This window comes from Actinotignum sanguinis, from assembly GCF_030230305.1.
Lineage (GTDB): Bacteria > Actinomycetota > Actinomycetes > Actinomycetales > Actinomycetaceae > Actinotignum > Actinotignum sanguinis.
Map to the genome: position 1 here is coordinate 21950 of NZ_JASPCQ010000004.1, position 17561 is coordinate 39510.

The following is a 17561-nucleotide window of genomic DNA, read 5'->3' on the forward strand; positions in this document are numbered from 1 at the left end:
ATTATGAATGTTATGGAACTTGATCACGTGAGTTACAGCTACCCGGGTAGCGGCGCGAAGGTGCTGACCGATGTGTGCGCGGGTTTCGAGCCGGGTACGGTTACGGCGCTGCTGGGCGCTTCGGGTGCCGGGAAATCGACACTGTTGAGTTTGCTGGCGGGTTTGGATACGCCCACGAAGGGCGCGGTGCTTTTTGAGGGCGTGGATATTGCAACGACGGGCTACGCCCACCACCGCCGTGCCCATATTTCGCTGGTGTTCCAGAATTACAATCTCATAGATTATTTGACGCCGCTGGAGAATGTGCGGTTGGTGGATCGACGGGCGGATAGTTCCGTGCTGCTGGAGCTGGGGTTGAGTGAGGATGAGATTCGCCGTAATGTGCTGCGGCTTTCTGGTGGGCAGCAGCAGCGGGTGGCGATTGCACGGGCGCTGGCCTCCCCCGCGCCGGTGATTCTTGCGGACGAGCCGACGGGGAATCTTGATGAGGATACCGCGCGTGGCGTGGTCCAGATTTTGCACGACGCCGCCCATCTGCACGGCAAGTGCGTCATTCTTGTCACGCACTCGGCGGATATTGCCCGCGGCGCGGATCGCGTTCTCACGCTCTCCCACCGGCGCCTCACCGAGCGAGCCGGCGCGCGCTAAGCGGGCGGGATGTGGGCGGGGCTGATAACGTCTGCTATCAGCCCCGCGCAGTAGCCCTTAACGCACCTCAGGCATTCACATGCCTGTGCGCGATTTGTACATCACTCCGCCGGAGTAGATTCTCCTTTCGGTAGCAAACAACTTGTTAGCAACGCTGCCGCGAGAATAACCAAGCCGGTCACTACTCCAGCAGCGTAGCCGACGGCCGGTTCGCCGCGACCACTAAAGATTGTTTGGATCAACGGCAAAATAACGAAAGATAATCCCGCTCCGAGGTTGAAGGCTCCGGCGTTGAGCCCCGGGAGAATACCCGGGCTATCAGCCGGGGACAGAACAACACATAGGCCGTTGAGCATGATATTTGCCATGCCCGCGTAGAAGATGCCCACGAGGACAGAAACAATCACCAGGAGCCAGGTGGCATCACGCCCGATGAGCAGCAAGGCTAGGGACATTGATGCCACTGCGCCCACTAACCCGATCTGCAAGATACGCTTGTACCCATACTTCCCGGCCAAATACCCGGCTAAAGGCCCCATGGCTAGGCCCGCCAGCGCGTAGGGCGTGAGCGTCAAGAACGGTGCGACAGCAGCGCTTAGACCGGTACCTAAATCCACGTCCTGCGCTATGGCCGGAACAATCTGATTCATGACCGCAAAAACCCCGGTAAGAGTCAACAGGGTCGTCACCAGCACAACCCAACTTTCGCGTCTTTTGAGCGTTGCGATCGATACCAGAGGGTTCTCGATACGCGATTCGAGGCGGATAAAGAAACCGAAGGCCAGGGCGGAAACCACCAAGAGGCCACCGATAAGAACCCAACGAGCCTCGGACAGCGCCGCCAACTCATTAAAGGCGAGATAGAGCGCTCCCACCCCAAGCACCAGCAGACCCGTACCGCGCCAATCCATGCGCGGCGGGTTATCCACCCGCGATTCATTGGTGAAGAACCATAGCGCTAGCGCAGCGATGACGGCGGTAACCGCCATGACAGCGAAAATGGAGGCGAAACCGTAGTTCTGGGCAAGCCACCCGCCAGCTATCGCGTCCACTCCGGCAATTCCGCCATTCACCGCGGTAATCACTCCCATGAGAACCGCATAACGCTGGGGATTACGCACGTGAATACGTAGAACAATGAGGCACATGACCACCGTTGGCCCTGCAACACCTTGAATAATACGTCCCACAAAAAGCCAGGTGACATTTGGAGAAAGCGCACTGATAACGCAGCCAATCGCTGTCAGCGCCATCATCGTAACGAGAGTTTTTCTGCGCCCCTTGAGATCCGCAAGTCGCGGCAAGAAAAGCGAAAGGACCGCCGCCGATGTAAAGAACGCGGTTTGAGTCAACCCGATCTCAGCGGTTGTAGCATTCAACTCGCTTTCCATGAGTTTGAGTGCTGGCGATAACATTGATGCGTTGAGCTGGAAAGCGAAGCACGCCACCAGCAATGCAAACATGACCGCTCCGGTGCTTGTACGAGTACCAATTACTACCTCGTTACCCACTCGGTCTTCCCGCTGTGAGGCGGGGACCAGCTTTGCGGATGCGTTACTCATTGCCCGTCACGCTTTCCAAGTCGGTCAATCGCATCAATAACTAGGTTCCAGAACCGCTCAGCGTCCAGAGATGTGGCCGCTTGGGTATGGCAATCGGCGGGGATATGGGCCGGGCGTAGTTCCGTGACTGTCATACCCAGAGTATGTGTGCCTGTCAGTTCAACGTTGATAGGTGCTCGCACCGTTCCCACAATCGAGGGGTCAATAACTCGAGCTACCGCCACCGGGTCATGCACGGGCGGGAATTCAAAGCCTTGTTCATCGTGGTAGGCCTTCTGGAAGAAAGTGAAGAGTCCGAGCACAAACTCCGCGAGCGGAGTATTCAGCGCTTTGATGCGTGCCGAAACTTCATCCGTGGCAAGAGCCTGGTGGGTGACGTCCAAGCCCACCATGGTGACCTCCCACGGGGCATCGAAAACAATCGCGGCGGCTTCAGGATCAATTTTGATATTGAATTCGGCAACTGCAGACCAATTGCCCACATGGATCCCGCCGCCCATGAGCACCACTTCTTTGACTCGCTCAATAATGCGGGGCTCTTTACGCATCGCCATTGCAATATTGGTCAGTGGACCAGTGGGAACCAAGGTCACGCTCTTCGGTTCATTACTCATAATGGTGTCAATAATGAGATCAACGCCGTGCCGTCCATCAGGCGTAACCCGCGAGGGCGGTAGCACCACCCCATCCAAGCCCGATTCACCGTGCACATCGGCATCCTCCCCTTCACGCCACAGCGGCCGTGAGCATCCCGGAGCAAAGGGAACATCAAGGATTCCTGCCATGGTCATAACGCCCATGGCATTCTTCGTGGTTTTTTCCAGGACCGCATTGCCACCCACTGTTGTAACAGCAAGGAGGTCGATATCCGGGTTGCCATAAGCGAGGATAAGCGCAATTGCGTCGTCGTGCCCCGGATCGCAATCCAAAATGATTTTCTTAGCCATGAAATTTTTCTCCAATATACGGGTGACGCAGGTCCGAATCGAAGCGAGAAGTCGGACCACCGAGCAGGTTTCCCGCGCGAGAGAACCGTCGCGGCCGCGTCGTCTACAAGTTCCTAACGAGACGTCATCGTCATATGCGCAATCGTTTGCGCATCGCTTCGTGAGTTAGGCTAGTGGGGTGTGTTGAGATTGTCAAGAGCGCCCGCGAGTTGAAAGGAGCAACTCCCATGGCAGGAGTCCCACTAAGCGCCGTCGCCGCAGCCGCAGGGGTATCCACCGGAACTGCCTCACGTGCCTTGCGAGGACGCGGTCGAGTAGCTCCGGCAACCATTGCACGAGTGCAGAAAGCTGCGGAGGAACTTGGGTACTTTCCCAACGCCGTCGGGAAAGCCTTACGGGACGGGAAATCGCGCACGGTCGGCATGCTGGTTCCCCACCTGGAGAATCCGTTCTTTGTGCAGTTGCTTCGTGCAGCAGAAGAGGCACTACACCGTTACGGCTACGAATTGATCCTTGCGGATTCCCGAGCGGATGTTGAACTAGAACGGCGCCGCCTCGACCTGTTACTAGCACGCCAAGTCGATGGAATTATTGCCATCCCGGCGGTTTTTGAAGAGTCGGCTCCCGCCATTGCAGCAACTGCCGCTAGGGTTCCGCTCGTGCAGGTGGATCGTATGGCCGGGCCGAGCGTTGCTGATTTCGTCGGGCTTGACAATCACGCAAGTATTGACATCGTTTTACGGCATATTGCCGATGCTGGGGCAAAAGACGTGCTTTTTATCGGGGTCGACGATGCAACATCGACCGGCCGGGAACGTGACGATGCCATGCGCACCAGCGAGATAGGTAGTGAATTCGCTAATGTGGAGTTCTTCCGCCATCAATACACCTTTGAGACGGGTGTTACCGCAATCGCTGGGCTCACCAGCATTCCTGACGCGGTGATCTGTGCGGATGACCTTATTGCGGTTGGTGCTTTGGGGGAACTAACACGGCGTGGTATCAACGTTCCGCGCGAGGTACTGGTAACCGGCTTTGACGGTACTGTGCTGGCACAGGTGGTAGAACCTCAACTCACGACCCTCGCCCAACCCATTGAAGACATGATGGAAGCTGCGATCACGCAACTCTTTACCCGGGCTGATCTGCCGTCTGACGCACCCGTCACCGAGCAGCGCTTCACCGGGGAATTAGTTCTTGGGTCCTCAACCAAAACTTGGTAGCTTTGGTTTAGCTGCTTACAGGGTTATGAGGCGAAATGATTAAATGGCCACCGAGAATAATCGAAAGAGCACTAACCGTACTCCTAAGCGCCATTGTTACGCTATGCGGCTGTTCAGGCGGCGAAGGCGCATCACACTCGGAAAAAATAATAAACTGGACAGAGTACGAGGTTACAGATTCACACGAGCTGACTTTCACCGTTATCACGGGTGACCCCAAATGTTTCAAGTTGCGTACCGTCGCCAAGGAAACTGATGGACGCATTGAGGTGGCAGTTATCGAGGGAACACCGCCGAATGCTCCACAGCACTGCACGGCTGTCGGGAGGATTGAAAAGCTCATTGTTAAAACTGAAGCTCCAGCGCTAGATCTGGATGTCCACGCTTTACCAGCCGAAGAAGTCCAACTGAATCCCTGACTTCCGAAAAGCGGACTTCGGTGAATGAACAGAAATGTGGCGTGAGTATTTATCAGCCAGAATGGTGGAGCTAAGGGGATTCGAACCCCTGACCTTCTCATTGCGAACGAGACGCGCTACCAACTGCGCCATAGCCCCAAAGACCTGATTAGTTTAGCACCCGAACGGCCCGGAATAAAACTTCGGGGAGTGGTTCCTATTACACCACTCCCCGATCTTCTATTTTCAGTTAGTACCCGCGGCGCGGCAACTCAGCAGTCAGCCAGGACACCCAGCTGGCCAGAGCTACGCGCGGCGCTTGCGCAGCAACTCGTCCAAAGCCGCACCACCCGCGAGGCCATCATGCGCCGGTGCAGTCGCTTGTGCAGAAGGCACTGCAGCTTCGGACTTAGGTGCCGGCGCACTGCTCTGCGGCGTAGCTTGGCCTGCCGGCGCCGCGGCTGCGGCCACATCTTGCGCCGCCGCATCCACGAAGGTCACTCGCTCGCCGATCTCCTTCGGGCGGTAGGGCACCGGGGCAACGGGAGCTTCTGGAGCCTGGTAGGGCGCTACCGTGCGCTGTTGGATCTGCGGCTTGAGCGTATAGCTAGGCAGCTGGCGGCGCGGGACCGCCCCGGCCACGAAACGCTTGGGAAGTTTCTCCGCTTGTTCACGCCGCGAACCGGCGATAGGAGCGAAATCTTCCGCGGCAATAATCCCTTGCTCAAGGGTCACCGAAATGCCGGAACGGCGCTTAGGCGCCCGCGCCCCCGCGTTCCGGCTCCGTGCTTTTCCCGGGTTCACCCCGGTCTCCTGTTCCTCGGCGTTCGCAGCCTGCGTATCGCGAGCATCGCCAGCAGCTTCACCTTCACCAGCTGCATCTGCGCCACCGGTAGCCGCGGAGGCCGCCGTTGGCATGGTGGCCGCGCTCCCGCTCGCAACACTCCGACTGAGATCAGCACTCCGCCCCAGGTCAGCACTGCGGCTCGCATCAGCCGTCAGCGCCCCGAGGTCATCGCTTCCCAGCGCCGCGCTGGCCGCACTCAAAGCCGAATGTGCGGAAGCAGCCGAGACCGCCGAACGCCCGGGGCGCGGGCGGGCCGGGCGGCGCGAATGGCGCTGTGCCCCGCGGGTCTTCCGAATACCGAGTTCCTCGGTGAGCTCAGCAATATCCTCGCGGTCACGAGCCGTCGCCTTACCCATTTCGCTGAGCAAGTACCCAAAGCCGGCCCCGTACAGCACCCCGATGCCCACGGCAACGTAGAAAATCCAGCGTGGCATCGTCGTCGTAAAAGCAAGAGCGCCGAGCACCGCAATAAGCAAGCCTAAAGCGCCCGCAACCACGAAACCGCGCTGGCGGTTCGCCGCGCGTTGGGAAATACGTGCCTTACGGCGCGCGCGTTCCCGCGCCAGGGTGCGCACATTACGCCCCGCGCTGGGTGGAAGAATATCGCGTTCGTCGTTCTCTGCCATGATGACCTCCGGCTTCCGGAAAAAAATAGCCCCGGTTGGCCCACCAGTTTCCACGCCTACCGTTCCGTTTGGCAGCGCGAGGGTGCGTAGCTGGGGTGAATAGCGCTCGTCAATACGCACATCCGCGAGGATGACGCGCTGCCGATACACCCCAGGGATGACATAGACCATGAGCAGCACAACCACTGCCATCAACGCGTATCCCTGGAACCCCACACAGCCACTTTAACCAATCGTGGGGCGCGCGGGCAGGGACGCGCCGTTACTTTCGTAGAGAGAATAACAACGGTGTTATTCATGGGGCAGGTGGGACTACTGAGCTGGGCTATCCGTTGAGGATCATGCACTCCAGTTCATCACCGATGCCCACACTTTCTCGATCCGCGGGAACCACCGCGAGCCCATTCGATTTTGCAAAATTCGCCAGCGAAAGGAGCTCCACATCCCCCACGGGATCAAATTCGTAGCCGGCGCGCGGATCACCATAGACCTGCACTCGCACGTAATCCTGCACTCCTGGCCTGGACAGCAGCCCGCGCGCGGCCCGCGCCCGAATGGAGCGCGGGGTCACGTGCTTGTAGCCAGCCATTTTCCGCAGCGAGGGACGCACAAAAACTTCAAAGCACACGAGCGCGGCCACCGGGTTGCCCGGCAGGCAGAACATGAGCGCCGAATTTGCGCCGTCGGCTCCGATGGTGCCCACCCCGACGTGCCGGCCCGGATTCATAGCGACGGCGTCGAACCGCATCGACCCGAGCGGGGACAGGACCTCTTTGAGGGTATCTCCACCCCCGTAACTCAAACCGCCGGTGGTGAGGATAACGTCGGCGCGCAACAGCTGGTCCTCCAAAGACTCCCGCAAAATGTGGCGGTCATCCGAAACCGCCGGCACGCGATACGCAACCGCCCCGGCATTGCGCACCGCGGTGGCAAGCGCGTGCGAATTCGCGTCGTAAATCTTCCCGTTACCCAAGGCTTTTCCTGGCGCCACCAGTTCATCGCCCACGGACATCACGACGACGCGCGGCGCCGGCCGCACCCGCACCCGGTCCCGCCCGGCCGCCGCCAGCAGCGCAATATGGCGCGCCCCGATACGGGTGCCTTCCTCCAGAATCGTGGTGCCGGCCCGCAGGTCCTCACCCTGCGCACGCACATTTTCCCCGGGGGCCACACGCGCCGTAATGTCCACCTGCGCTTCCCCGTGATCCGTATCAATAAGGGGAACGACGGCGTCCGCGCCGGTAGGCATCCGCGCCCCGGAAGCAATGCGGGCCGCCGCACCAGGAGTGTGGGCGATGCGATCGGTGGTGACGGCGAAAATATCGTCCGTCACCGGGAAGTGCGCCGGGCGGGCGGGCTCCGCACCGAAAGTTTCGTCCGCGCGCACCGCGTACCCGTCCAGCGCCGCCAGGTCGGTGTGAGGAACGTCAACAGTGGCGACGACGTTTTCAGCAAGAATGCACCCCATCGCGTCGGCAAGCTCCACATCGAGAGCCTCCAAGGGCTGGGCGACCTTTAAGAATTCATCGAGTTGCTCGGCTACTGTTTTCACGCATTCCTCCTCGGTACACAGCACAGCGTACCGGGTTGAGGGCCTGCCAGCGCTAACGCCGCGCGCACGGGGCTGAGCAGGGCGGCACCCGGGACTGAGCGGGTGGCGGCGCTCGGCCGTACGGAGAGCGCATAAGGGCCTTGCGAGTGGCGCGTAAGGGCCTTACTCCTAGCGGGCGTCCAGCTGCTCGTGTCACACTGGTGCCATGACCTACCACACCCTATCTCTTCCTGATGTCTCCGCGATGGCGCTGCCGGAAGCCAAACAAGCCTTGCGCGCAACGGTGCGCGCGGCTCGGGCCAAGCGCACCCCCGCAGCCCGTGAGGAAGCCGAGGCCCGCTGGGTCACCACCGTGCTGGATTTCCTGGGCACCGCCACCACGGTTGCCGGTTATATTTCCGTCAATAACGAACCCGGTACTCGCGCGCTCTGCGATGCGATTGTGGCCAGCGGCCGCACCCTCCTTGTTCCCAAGCTCGGCCCCGGGCTCACCCGCCAATGGGCGCGCTATACCGGTGCCGATAATCTCACCGACCAGGCCCCCGGCCGGCCGCCCGCACCCCGGGGTGAAGCCCTCGATTCCACCGTATTACGCGAGGTCGACGCCGCTTTTATCCCCGCGCTACTCGTCAATCACGACGGCGTGCGCCTAGGTCAGGGCGGGGGCTGGTACGATCGCGTCCTCAAGCAGCTCGATAGCGCCACCCCGGTCGGCGCTTTGATATGGCCGGAGGAATACGTGCACACGCCCCTCCCCCACGATGAGATGGATGTGCCGGTGCGCTACGTCCTGCTCCCTGAAACCGCGGTGGACCTGGGCGGGCATACCCCGATGCACTAGGCGTTGCGGGATACTTCCCCGAGGGTACTTGTCACGCGCTAGAATAATGCGCCGTACGGCTTGTGCCGGCCGCACCTCGGCTCGGCCACCGGCCCGGAAAGGAAGAACGTGCCTACCTACAGTTACCGTTGCGATAATTGCGGTCACCATTTTGATGCGCACCAGTCGATGACAGCCGCAGCTCTGGTTACCTGCCCGGAGTGCGGAAAAGATTCCTTGCACAAGGTGATGGCAGGGATCAGCGCAATTGTTTTCAAAGGCTCGGGTTTCTACCACAATGACTCGCGTTCTTCGGGTGGGAGCTCCACGCAAAAGTAAGTACGACGGCGTAACCCGGTTTATCCCCAGCTCCGCGAAACGCTGCCGGTATCCACAGAAGGGCCTGGTTCTGATCCGCAGCTGAGCACTTCTCACTAGCCTCGAGCTATGACCGGACTCCTCACACGATTGTGGCGGGTGCGCCACCTGCTGCTGGCCGCGGTTGCCCTCGTGGCTTTTTTCTCCATTCTTCAGGCCATCGAACAGCGCCACCCGGCTACCGGGCACGTGCTGGTAGCGCGCCGTTCCCTACCGGCCGGGCACGTGCTGAGCGGGCGCGATGTAGAGGCGCGCACCATTGCCCGGGAACTCATTCCGGATCACGCCCTCACCGCGGCCTCTGAAGCTGACGGGCAGCGCCTGGCAGCTAGTATTCCGGCTGGATACCCCCTGGCTCGTGGGCTGCTGCTTTCCCAAGAATTTTTACGCGATCCACCTGCCGGGCACGTGGTGGTCGCGGTCCGGGTCGCATCCGATGGAACCGGAAACTTTATTGAGCCGGGTAATTTCATTGCGCTATATGGGCCCGCCCCGGAGCACAGCACAGAAGCTGGTGCAGTTCGGGTGGTAGACCGGGCTGCGGTGGTGGGGATCGGGGAAGAAGAAAAGAACGGTGGCATGCTCTCCGAAGGCGCCACATATCGAGTGCTGTACCTGGTTGTTCGCGAAAAAGACGCTAATCTTATCGTGGGCTATGCTGCCGCGGATTCTTTGCGGGCAGTGCTGGTAGCCCCTCCGTAGTTTCTGCCAGCGGGGTAGTCCCGATGGCTTTCCGCGCGAAAGGATGCAAGGTGCTCGCGGGTTTTAAGAAATTTGTTATGCAGGGCAATGTTATGGACCTCGCCGTCGGTGTTATCGTCGGTGCGGCTTTCTCCGCCGTGGTGAAATCCCTGACGGACCACATTCTCATGCCGCTTATCGCCGCGATTTTCGGGCAGCCGAATTTCGACGGTAATTTTGTGTGGCACCTGGGTGGAGGCGAAATTCAATTCGGTAGCTTCCTCACCGCGGTGGTCAACTTCTTCATCGTGGCTTTCGCACTGTACTTCTTCCTGGTGCTCCCCATGAATAAGCTGCGCGAACGCCACGCTAAGCCGGCCGCTGAGGCCCCGGAAGATCCCCAGCTCATCCTCCTCAAGGAGATCCGTGATGAGCTGCGGGCCAAGCGCGACTAATCGCGTGAGCCTGCGCGAATCTGCGCGAGTCTGAGCAGGTGCGAAGCTTCACTGTTTTTCCGGAGTTCGCTGCCGCTTAGAGCTTGCCGAAATGGGGCGGGCGTTCGTCAAGAATGCTCTGCTCGTGAGCTGTGCGCGCCACGATATCCCGCGTGCGAACCTCACGGGCGGATGCAACCGCGTCCCGGGGTGCCACGATGCTGGCCCCCGGGGCGCTACCTTCTTTTAACGCGGATTTCTTGGTGGGCGTATCCGGGTGCGGTAGATCCGCTCCCCCGTCACCGCGCGCGAGGCGCTGGAGAGCTTCGGCGGCATCCTTGAGTTCGCCGCTTTCTATCCGCCGGGCATCCACTTCAGACAGACGCACCACCGCCCGGTGGGTACGCCGGGAATGCGCGTTACTCGCCACCGCCGCTCACCTAATCCTGTGCCAGGCTGGAGCGGCGCACCACATTACCGAGCACCGCATCGGCCTGGGGCCCACGGCGGCGGATATCCAGTTCGCTCCGCAGTTCTTCCACCAGTTGCTCGGAAGTGCGGGCTACCCCATCGGAAGCTATCCAGGCCACCATGTCATCAAGCTGGTCGTCCGAGTAGGCGGCCAGCGGCAATCCCGGTCGCACCGCGGGTTTCTTTCCCCGGGCCCGGCGTGACGTTTCCGGATCCGGCGCCACAGCAGGGCCTGCCTCCTGGCTGCCACCCTCGGCCGGCCCGTGCGTACGTGCCGCGCCGGGCTCGCCTTGCTGGTCTTGCTGGTTTGCCACGCCGGCATCCTCCGGCCGTTCAGCACCCGCAGCGCCGGCATCACCCGCCGCATCCGGCGCTCCCGCTTCGGCAGAATCCGCTCCAGCAGAATTCACTTCCTCTACATCCGCACCAAAAGCGGGGGTATCTTCCGCCCGGTGGCGTGCGGCAGCCTCGTCACGGCGTACCACCCGTACGAGTGCTTCAATACGGTCCGCCTCGGCTTCCGGATCGAGGAAAATCGAAGAGGAGAAGGTTTGCACCACTTTCCAGCCCAAATCCTCGAGCATCTCGACCCGGTAGCGGTCACGTCGGCGCAGGGACGGTTCGGCAACGTAATCGGCGTCGTCGGTCAAAACAGCCACTCGCCAATCGCCTTCGTGTTCGGCAACAACAAGCGGGATGCGCAAACCGGCGTCGTACCCGTAGTAGAGCGCGGTGAAAAGCCCGCGTCCGCGCAGGCGCGCGGCCAGGTCGAAGAGCAGCGGGCTGGCCTTGGCCACATCCTCATCCGCCCCGATGAGTAATTCTTCCCGGGCGGCCGTCTCCAGCAGGGTGGCTAGAAGCCGGGGAGCCGCGCCGGAAAGATCATCCACCCCGATATCCCCCGGTCCCAGCGAAGAAATAACGCTCATATAGCGGCTGGGAACTAGCAGTGCCTCGCTCAGGTAACGGGCGCCGTCCGCTTCGGTGAGCGGGCCGAAGGTGTGAAGCACCCGGCCGTGTACCGTCTTCCCGAAGCCTACTGAGAAAATAACCCGGTCGCGCCGCAGCCCGCTCGCCCCGGTAATATCCACCACCGGTACCAGGCTGACGGCGGACTCGCCCGCCTCAACCAGCGCCGGGCTATTCGCGATTGTGCGTTCCACCGCAGCCCGCACGTGCACAGCATGCAAACGCGAAATTGTTATAACAGCCAGGGATTCTTCCGGGCGGGTGAGGAGATGATCCACAACGGCATCCACCACCGCATCCACTTCCGCGCTGGGAGCTTCTACCATTCCGGTATTCGGGGAAGGAACCCCGCGCCCGTCCACCACCTGCAGGCGGTTAGCCCGGCGCACCCGCCCCGCCGGAGCGGCGCGGTCGGCGTCGTCGTACCCGAGGGTGCGCAAGCAGGCGAGAGCAAGATCGTCGTGATGCGCCCGGAACGTGGGAAGTTCGCACACCGGAAGCGCATCGGCCAGGGCCGCGAGCGCGCTCTGCGCACCCGCCCGCGCCACGTCACCGAGAACCACGAGCTGCGAGCCACGCGCCATCAGAGCAACCACCGCGGCCAGTGGAACATCCTCGATACCGTCCAGGATCACCACATCCGCCCAGGGCAGGGTCGGAATAAGCTCGGGAACCAGGGCCGGCGGCACCACCCACACCGGGCGTGCCGCCTGGACCAGCGCGGTTGCCGAGGCGGCCACGTCGGCCAGCGCGCTTACGCCGGCGCGGGCCAGGTAGCGATCCACGGCCACAGTTTCTTCGCGCTGTTTGCGGGCCACCTCTTGCATATGGGTAATCGCGGCGCGCAGCACCGGCCCGGGCAGGCTCTCCACGTGTTCGCGGTCCAGATCCCGCACCGTGTGTACGAGCGCGGCGAGCTGATGGGGGCCGGCCTGGGCCAATACGGTATTACGAGCAATGAGCTGCTCAAACACAGAATTGGTGTAGGCCAGATCAAGTTCGGCAGCCACCGCGTCCCCGCTCACCTCGCGGCGGACCATATCACGAGCGAAATCACCCAGGCCGCTATCTTCCAGGTCGTGAAGGAGGTCAATGCGGCGCGGCTGCGAATCAAGCACCCGGCGCTGGGAAACCAGCGCGCGCGCAAGGGCCAGCACATTTTCGATGGGTTCGCGGCGCAGGCCGGCGCGGTGCGGGAGGAATTCCTCGAGTTCGCGCACCTGCCCGTCCACTTCCGCGGCCGTAGCCCGGATCATCGTCATGCCTTCGGGGAGAGTGGGCCAATCACTTTCCGCGCTGTAGCGGCGCCAAATATCGCGTTGGCGTGCCACTTCGCTCAGGGCCGCGTGCATATCCGCCACCCGGATTCCGGGCCGCACAAAATCGCGCGCCTGCTTAGTCAGGGCACGGCGCTGGGCACGTTTCATGCTTTCGCCATGCTCAGCACGCCATTCATCACTCGCGGTGGCGATCACCATATCGGCCACAGAACGTTCGTAAATAGCCGGTTTAAAGACCTCGAGGGTATCGGAGATCCCTTCGAGCATCTTGATTTGCTCCATCCACTGCGCCAGCGTCTTCGGGCGCGCCAGGCCGGTTTCCCCGGCCACTCGCTGGGATTGCTCCATGACCAGGGGAAGGGTTTCCGTGGCCATGCGGGTCACGGTGGAGAAGGCGCGAGCGGCGTCTTCCTCCGTACGTACCTGGGCGCGCAACCACTCCGAATTCCCGCCCCCGGTAAAGGCGCCGGCCCGACTTGCTTCCGCGAGCCGTTCGAGCACCGCCTCGCGATCCTCACGCACCCGCGCCGCGGCGGTGGCATCCAGGCGCACCTTCGTGGCCGGGCCGTGGGGCTGGGCGGCGAGCTCAGCTAAATGTTCGAGTACGTCATACACCGAGGTATTCCATACCGGGTCGACGGCGTGCAACGCGTTCACGTAGCCGCGCAGGCTGCGCCGGGCCGCTTTGAGATCACGACGCACGGCCAGGGTGCGTTCTTCATCAATCTGCGGGAACTTCTGGCGCAGGCCCTGGCGCAGCCGCAAGGGCGCGGCATTAATATCAGAGAGGTCGATGAACAAATCATCCACGCCGAGTTCGCCAGCCCGCGCGGTCACCGCGTTGCGCCGCGCCCGACTGCCAGGAATATAAAGAACGGAACGGTTGGATGCAGCTGCGTCCGCGGCAATCGCCACCAGGGTGGTCACGTCCGCGCTTCCCGGCGGGGTGTCGATCACGATGTCGCGGCCGGTTGCCACAGCCTCCACCGCGGCAAGTTCAGCCACATCCAAATCGCCCACCCCGCGTTCACCCTCGGGGGCCCGGTCGCGTTTCTCAGCCGGAGGAAGCGGGGCGCTGGTGAGCTGGTGGGTGCCCTGATCCCCGGCAATCGCCGCGAGCACCCCGGAACGAATCATGACCGGACGCAGCAGTTCCGCATCGGTAATGGCCCGCGCGGCCGGATCGGCAAACATCCCAAGAAGCACCTGGGGGCGGTAGGACGCCCCGGGCAGATAAAGATGGGACAGGCGCCGCACCCGAGTAATGAGTTCATCTTCGGTGGCGCGTTCCACCCGAGTGAGCTGGGCTAATTCTCGCACCGGGGCGCCGTGCTGGCGCAGTGCACCCACAATATCCGGATTGACGGACAGGGCCGGGGTGGTTTGGATGAGGGCATCGGTACCCACGTCTTCCACCCGTAGCAAGCGGTAAACAATCGGCACGCTCACTTCGCGTACCTGCCGGGTTTCTTCGCCGCTTTGCGTGGCGGGCACCGGGCCGGCTTCCGCCGCCTGCGCGTCGGCTACATTTGCTTCAGCCGGGCCGGGCTGCGCGGCGGCCTGCTCGAGTGACTCCTCGAAGCCGGCCTGCGCCTCCCCCGAGGTACCTTCCGCCGCGTGCGCGGCCTCCTCCGCACAGGCCCGCATCGCTTCCGGATCGAGCTTGAGTTCGCCGGTGTCCTCATAGCCGGGTTCCAGTTCATCACTGGGCCGGCGCGGCGGGAGCTCCGTCCACGTGAGATTGCCGCTCGCCAACTGAATTGGGGCGTACCCGTATTCTTCGGCGGCACGCGCTACCTGGTCACGCAGGGTTCGCCACGTGGCCAAGGCTTCTTGCTGGCTGCGTTCCTCCCGGATAAGGGAGGTGAGGCGGGTAGGCGCCCCGGAAGAAAACTGCGCGCCCCCGGTTGGATGCGGATGGGTGAGATCGATGCACACTCGCGCGGCCACATTTTCCGCCGCGCGCTCCGCCCGCGCACTCAACTCCTCCTGCCAACCGGCGTAGGCGCGGGAAACGAGCTCTTCACGCTGCGGGGCGGGAAGCGGGGCGGGATGCTCCTCCGCGGCACGGGCGTGGTTGGCACTTTCAGTTCCGTGCTGCGCTGCGACGCCCGGGGCATGATGCGGTGCGGCGTCGGTGCTGCCAACGGCGCCGGCCTGCGGCGCCTGTGCAGCCGGAGTGGTGGAATTGCCGGCAGCCTCAGCACTGGCAGCGGACGCGGCGGAGGCCGCGGAGGCTGCGACCGGTGAGGATACTACGGGCGTATCCTGCGCGGATTCTGCGGGGGTGCCCGCGGGCGCCGCGGCGGTCTCGGGAACCGCGGCGGTTTCACGAGAAAGAGATTCACGAGCCGGATGCCGGCGAGAAGAGCGTTTGAAGAGAGGAGTCACGACCTTAACGCTACTCAGGTCCGGCGTAAAAGTCCCTATGCGCGCCGTAATACGCCAAAAATTAGGGCGTTATTCCGCCACCGGCGTGGAAGGCAGCCCCGCCGCGGCAGCATGCGCGGAAGTTTGCGGAGTGGGGAACGACGACGCACTATCGGCCGGGCGCAATCCCGGCCAGAGAGGGAGCTCCTGGAGCTGGCCGCCCACATGCCGAATAAGCAGCTGCGGGGCAGGTTCAGAATCACGCGCGGCGCCCGCCCCCGCGGCACCCGGCCCCGGAGTTCCAATGACCGGCAGGCCGGCCAGCGCAGGATCAGCGCGATCAACCACGGTCAGCTGCGAGGCATAACAGCGCAGCGCCGCCACCACGGTGGCTTCATGCGCCCGGGCGCTGCGGTAGCACCATCCGGCTTGCCCGGGAGTGGAAGCCAACTCGAGCACCGGAATTCCCGTCACCCGGCCGAGGGCGCCAGCCAGGTCATGCACCCGCACGTGGTCGGGGTGGCCGTAGCTTGCTGCGGCGTCGTACCCAATGATGACGGTGGGCCGCACGTGCGCGACTAGTGCCCGCGCATCTGCTATTTCTGCACTTAGGTCCGCGCGTGAAAAAGCGCCCGGGCCGGCGCTGGGTGCGGGGCCGGCAACCCCGGGAGCGATCCAGGACATCCCGGAATCACGGTAGCGGCGCGGCGCAGCGCCGGGCGCGAGTGCTGGCGCGGTGCCGAGCCACCAACCATCCGCAACCCCGAGGATGGCGCGCGCTCGGGTGATTTCCGCTTCGCGCTGGGCAACGAGTTCTGCCTCCCCCGCCCCGGCGGGCAAGGTTCCGGGGACCGCTTCGCCTTCTTCTCCGCGCGTGCAGGTGAGGATGCTGACGCGGTGCCCGGCTGCGGTGAGGAGCGCGGTGAGCCCGCCGGCCTGGATCGCTTCGTCGTCCGGGTGGGCGTGGAGGAAGAGGGTGCGGGCGAAGAGCGACTCGCTGGGATCCCAACTCCACGGGCGCGCGGTCGCGTTGCTGCACGCGCGCGCATCGAACTCGCGAGGCGTGGTCATGCCTGCCTCCCGAGGCTACGGTAAGCCGCGACGTAATCACGCGCTACTGCGTCCCAGGTGCGCGACTCCGCGAAAGCGCGCCCCGCGGCACCGTGCCGGGCCCGCACGGCCGGATCGTCCAGGTAGGCCCGCACCGCACCGGCCCATTCGCGTGGCTCGCGGCTACGGCACAGGGTGCCTGTCACGCCGCCGTGCACCGATTCGGGAATCCCGGAAGAATCCCAGGCCACCACGGGTGTGCCGCAGGCGGCCGCTTCCACGTTGATAATCCCGAAAGTTTCCGAGAACGAAGGATTGAGGAGGAGCTGGGCATGGGCAAGGAAAGCCGCGAGGCCGGTGCGTGGAAGCGGGCCGATGAAGCGCACGTCGCTTTCCATTCCTGTTTCGGTTACGACGGCGCGTAGGTGGTCTTCGTAGCCGGCGAAGTCATCAGAGGCCGCCCCGGCAATAACGAGGAGCGGGCGGGTGCCGGCGGGCAGTTCCGCAAGCGCACGAATCGCTAAATCCGGGGCTTTCAGGGGTTGCAGGCGAGCGGCGAAGAAAACGTAATCCCGCCCTCCGGTCACCGCGGTGACGCAATCGGGGACGGAGGTCACCGAGCTAGCCGGGCGGAACATATCAATATCCACGCCCGGATGGACGATGGTGACCGGGCAGGGAGGGGTGCCGTAGCGTTGCGTAATCATCTCTTTTTCCGCCTGGGATACCGCAATAATGAGATCGGATTCGCGCACGCAACGCGCCTCGCCGGGCACACGGCCGGATGATTCCGCCGGTTCGCCGTCGGCAAGATTGTGGCCTTCCCGCGCCGCTACCGAATGGAAAGACTGCACGTGCGCGCGCCCGGTTTCTTGGGCGATAGGCAGGCAAGCCACACCGGCGAACCAGTGGTGGGAGTGAATAAGATCGATGCCGCTACCGCGCTCGGCCATCCACCGGCGAAATTCCACTGTGAAGGGGGTAATGAGGGCATCGGTGTGGCTTTTCGCAACGGGGTGGCGCGGGCCGGCGGGAAGGAAGAAAGCACGTACGCCCGGCATAACCTCATGCATATAGGGCTGGCCGGCTTCGCTGGCGCGGGTAACCAGATCGACGCGATGCCCGGCGCGGGCCAGGGCTTGTGCGGTATTGGTCACCACCACGTTGAGGCCGCCGGCATCGGCAGATCCGGGAGTGGCCAGGGGGGAGGTGTGCACCGAGGTCATAGCGATATGGAGCGGGGCGGGCGCGCCGTCGGCCCCGTGCGAATGCTGCTCGTGGTGAGTATCTCCCAAGGTCATTCCC

The 17561-nt window shown here is 62.9% G+C and carries 14 protein-coding genes and 1 tRNA gene; 6 read left to right on the top strand and 9 right to left on the bottom strand.

Annotated features, from left to right (window positions below; translation table 11 throughout):
* Window positions 1-3: 3 nt before the first annotated feature.
* Entirely contained in the window at window positions 4-648 is a 645-nt protein-coding gene (locus tag QP828_RS03335) for an ABC transporter ATP-binding protein (RefSeq protein ID WP_284891263.1), read from the top strand.
* A 101-nt stretch (window positions 649-749) separates the two neighbouring features.
* Here the strand turns inward: QP828_RS03335 and uriT are convergent, their stop codons facing one another.
* Both uriT and uriH read right to left on the bottom strand, forming a co-directional pair.
* Window positions 750-2159, bottom strand: a complete 1410-nt coding sequence (gene uriT, locus QP828_RS03340) for a uridine transporter UriT (RefSeq protein ID WP_465246416.1) — start codon at window positions 2157-2159, stop codon at window positions 750-752.
* Between the two features lie 47 nt (window positions 2160-2206).
* Window positions 2207-3157 carry a uridine-preferring nucleoside hydrolase UriH gene (gene uriH, locus QP828_RS03345; RefSeq protein WP_284891265.1) on the bottom strand — a complete coding sequence of 317 codons (951 nt, stop codon included), beginning with the start codon at window positions 3155-3157 and terminating at the stop codon, window positions 2207-2209.
* Window positions 3158-3384: 227 nt separating this feature from the next.
* Here uriH and QP828_RS03350 point away from each other — a divergent pair, with 227 nt between their 5' ends.
* Window positions 3385-4380 (top strand): LacI family DNA-binding transcriptional regulator, encoded by a 996-nt coding sequence (locus QP828_RS03350; RefSeq protein ID WP_284891266.1) that lies wholly within the window; start codon window positions 3385-3387, stop codon window positions 4378-4380.
* Window positions 4381-4861: 481 nt separating this feature from the next.
* Here QP828_RS03350 and QP828_RS03355 read toward each other — a convergent pair.
* The 3 genes from QP828_RS03355 to QP828_RS03365 form a co-directional block, all read right to left on the bottom strand.
* Window positions 4862-4937 (bottom strand) — tRNA-Ala (locus QP828_RS03355).
* A gap of 147 nt (window positions 4938-5084) precedes the next feature.
* Window positions 5085-6467: a DUF6667 domain-containing protein gene (locus QP828_RS03360; RefSeq protein ID WP_284891267.1), complete on the bottom strand. Its 1383-nt coding sequence runs from the start codon at window positions 6465-6467 to the stop codon at window positions 5085-5087.
* 109 nt (window positions 6468-6576) lie between these two features.
* On the bottom strand, window positions 6577-7803 hold the full coding sequence (locus QP828_RS03365) for a molybdopterin molybdotransferase MoeA (RefSeq protein ID WP_274733412.1): 1227 nt from the start codon (window positions 7801-7803) through the stop codon (window positions 6577-6579).
* 205 nt (window positions 7804-8008) lie between these two features.
* Here QP828_RS03365 and QP828_RS03370 point away from each other — a divergent pair, with 205 nt between their 5' ends.
* The 4 genes from QP828_RS03370 (at window position 8009) to mscL (ending at window position 10137) form a co-directional block, all read left to right on the top strand.
* Entirely contained in the window at window positions 8009-8644 is a 636-nt protein-coding gene (locus QP828_RS03370) for a 5-formyltetrahydrofolate cyclo-ligase (protein WP_274733411.1), read from the top strand.
* A 108-nt stretch (window positions 8645-8752) separates the two neighbouring features.
* Window positions 8753-8962, top strand: a complete 210-nt coding sequence (locus QP828_RS03375) for an FmdB family zinc ribbon protein (protein WP_126135290.1) — start codon at window positions 8753-8755, stop codon at window positions 8960-8962.
* 108 nt (window positions 8963-9070) lie between these two features.
* Window positions 9071-9703, top strand: a complete 633-nt coding sequence (locus QP828_RS03380) for an SAF domain-containing protein (protein WP_274733409.1) — start codon at window positions 9071-9073, stop codon at window positions 9701-9703.
* Window positions 9704-9753: 50 nt separating this feature from the next.
* Window positions 9754-10137, top strand: coding sequence for a large conductance mechanosensitive channel protein MscL (mscL, locus tag QP828_RS03385; protein ID WP_016443270.1), 384 nt, complete (start codon window positions 9754-9756; stop codon window positions 10135-10137).
* A gap of 76 nt (window positions 10138-10213) precedes the next feature.
* Here mscL and QP828_RS03390 read toward each other — a convergent pair whose 3' ends face one another.
* The 4 genes from QP828_RS03390 to QP828_RS03405 all read right to left on the bottom strand — a co-directional run bounded on the left by QP828_RS03390 (window position 10214) and on the right by QP828_RS03405 (window position 17557).
* Complete coding sequence (locus QP828_RS03390; RefSeq protein ID WP_274733408.1) at window positions 10214-10546, bottom strand: hypothetical protein; 333 nt, start codon at window positions 10544-10546, stop codon at window positions 10214-10216.
* A gap of 10 nt (window positions 10547-10556) precedes the next feature.
* Entirely contained in the window at window positions 10557-15227 is a 4671-nt protein-coding gene (locus tag QP828_RS03395) for a PDDEXK-like endonuclease domain-containing protein (protein ID WP_274733407.1), read from the bottom strand.
* Window positions 15228-15296: 69 nt separating this feature from the next.
* A complete protein-coding gene (locus QP828_RS03400; RefSeq protein ID WP_274733406.1) occupies window positions 15297-16277 on the bottom strand; it encodes a PIG-L deacetylase family protein in 981 nt (326 codons plus the stop codon).
* Window positions 16274-17557, bottom strand: a complete 1284-nt coding sequence (locus QP828_RS03405; RefSeq protein WP_274733405.1) for a glycosyltransferase — start codon at window positions 17555-17557, stop codon at window positions 16274-16276. Before QP828_RS03405 ends, QP828_RS03400 begins: the two co-directional genes overlap by 4 nt.
* Window positions 17558-17561 lie beyond the last annotated feature (4 nt).

Coding starts and splice junctions, on each gene's coding strand:
- QP828_RS03350 (WP_284891266.1), top strand. CDS start 3,385: ATGGCAGGAGTCCCACTAAGCGCCGTCGCCGCAGCCGCAGGGGTATCC.
- QP828_RS03335 (WP_284891263.1), top strand. CDS start 4: ATGAATGTTATGGAACTTGATCACGTGAGTTACAGCTACCCGGGTAGC.
- QP828_RS03380 (WP_274733409.1), top strand. CDS start 9,071: ATGACCGGACTCCTCACACGATTGTGGCGGGTGCGCCACCTGCTGCTG.
- QP828_RS03405 (WP_274733405.1), bottom strand. CDS start 17,557: ATGACCTTGGGAGATACTCACCACGAGCAGCATTCGCACGGGGCCGAC.
- uriH (WP_284891265.1), bottom strand. CDS start 3,157: ATGGCTAAGAAAATCATTTTGGATTGCGATCCGGGGCACGACGACGCA.
- QP828_RS03370 (WP_274733411.1), top strand. CDS start 8,009: ATGACCTACCACACCCTATCTCTTCCTGATGTCTCCGCGATGGCGCTG.
- QP828_RS03400 (WP_274733406.1), bottom strand. CDS start 16,277: ATGACCACGCCTCGCGAGTTCGATGCGCGCGCGTGCAGCAACGCGACC.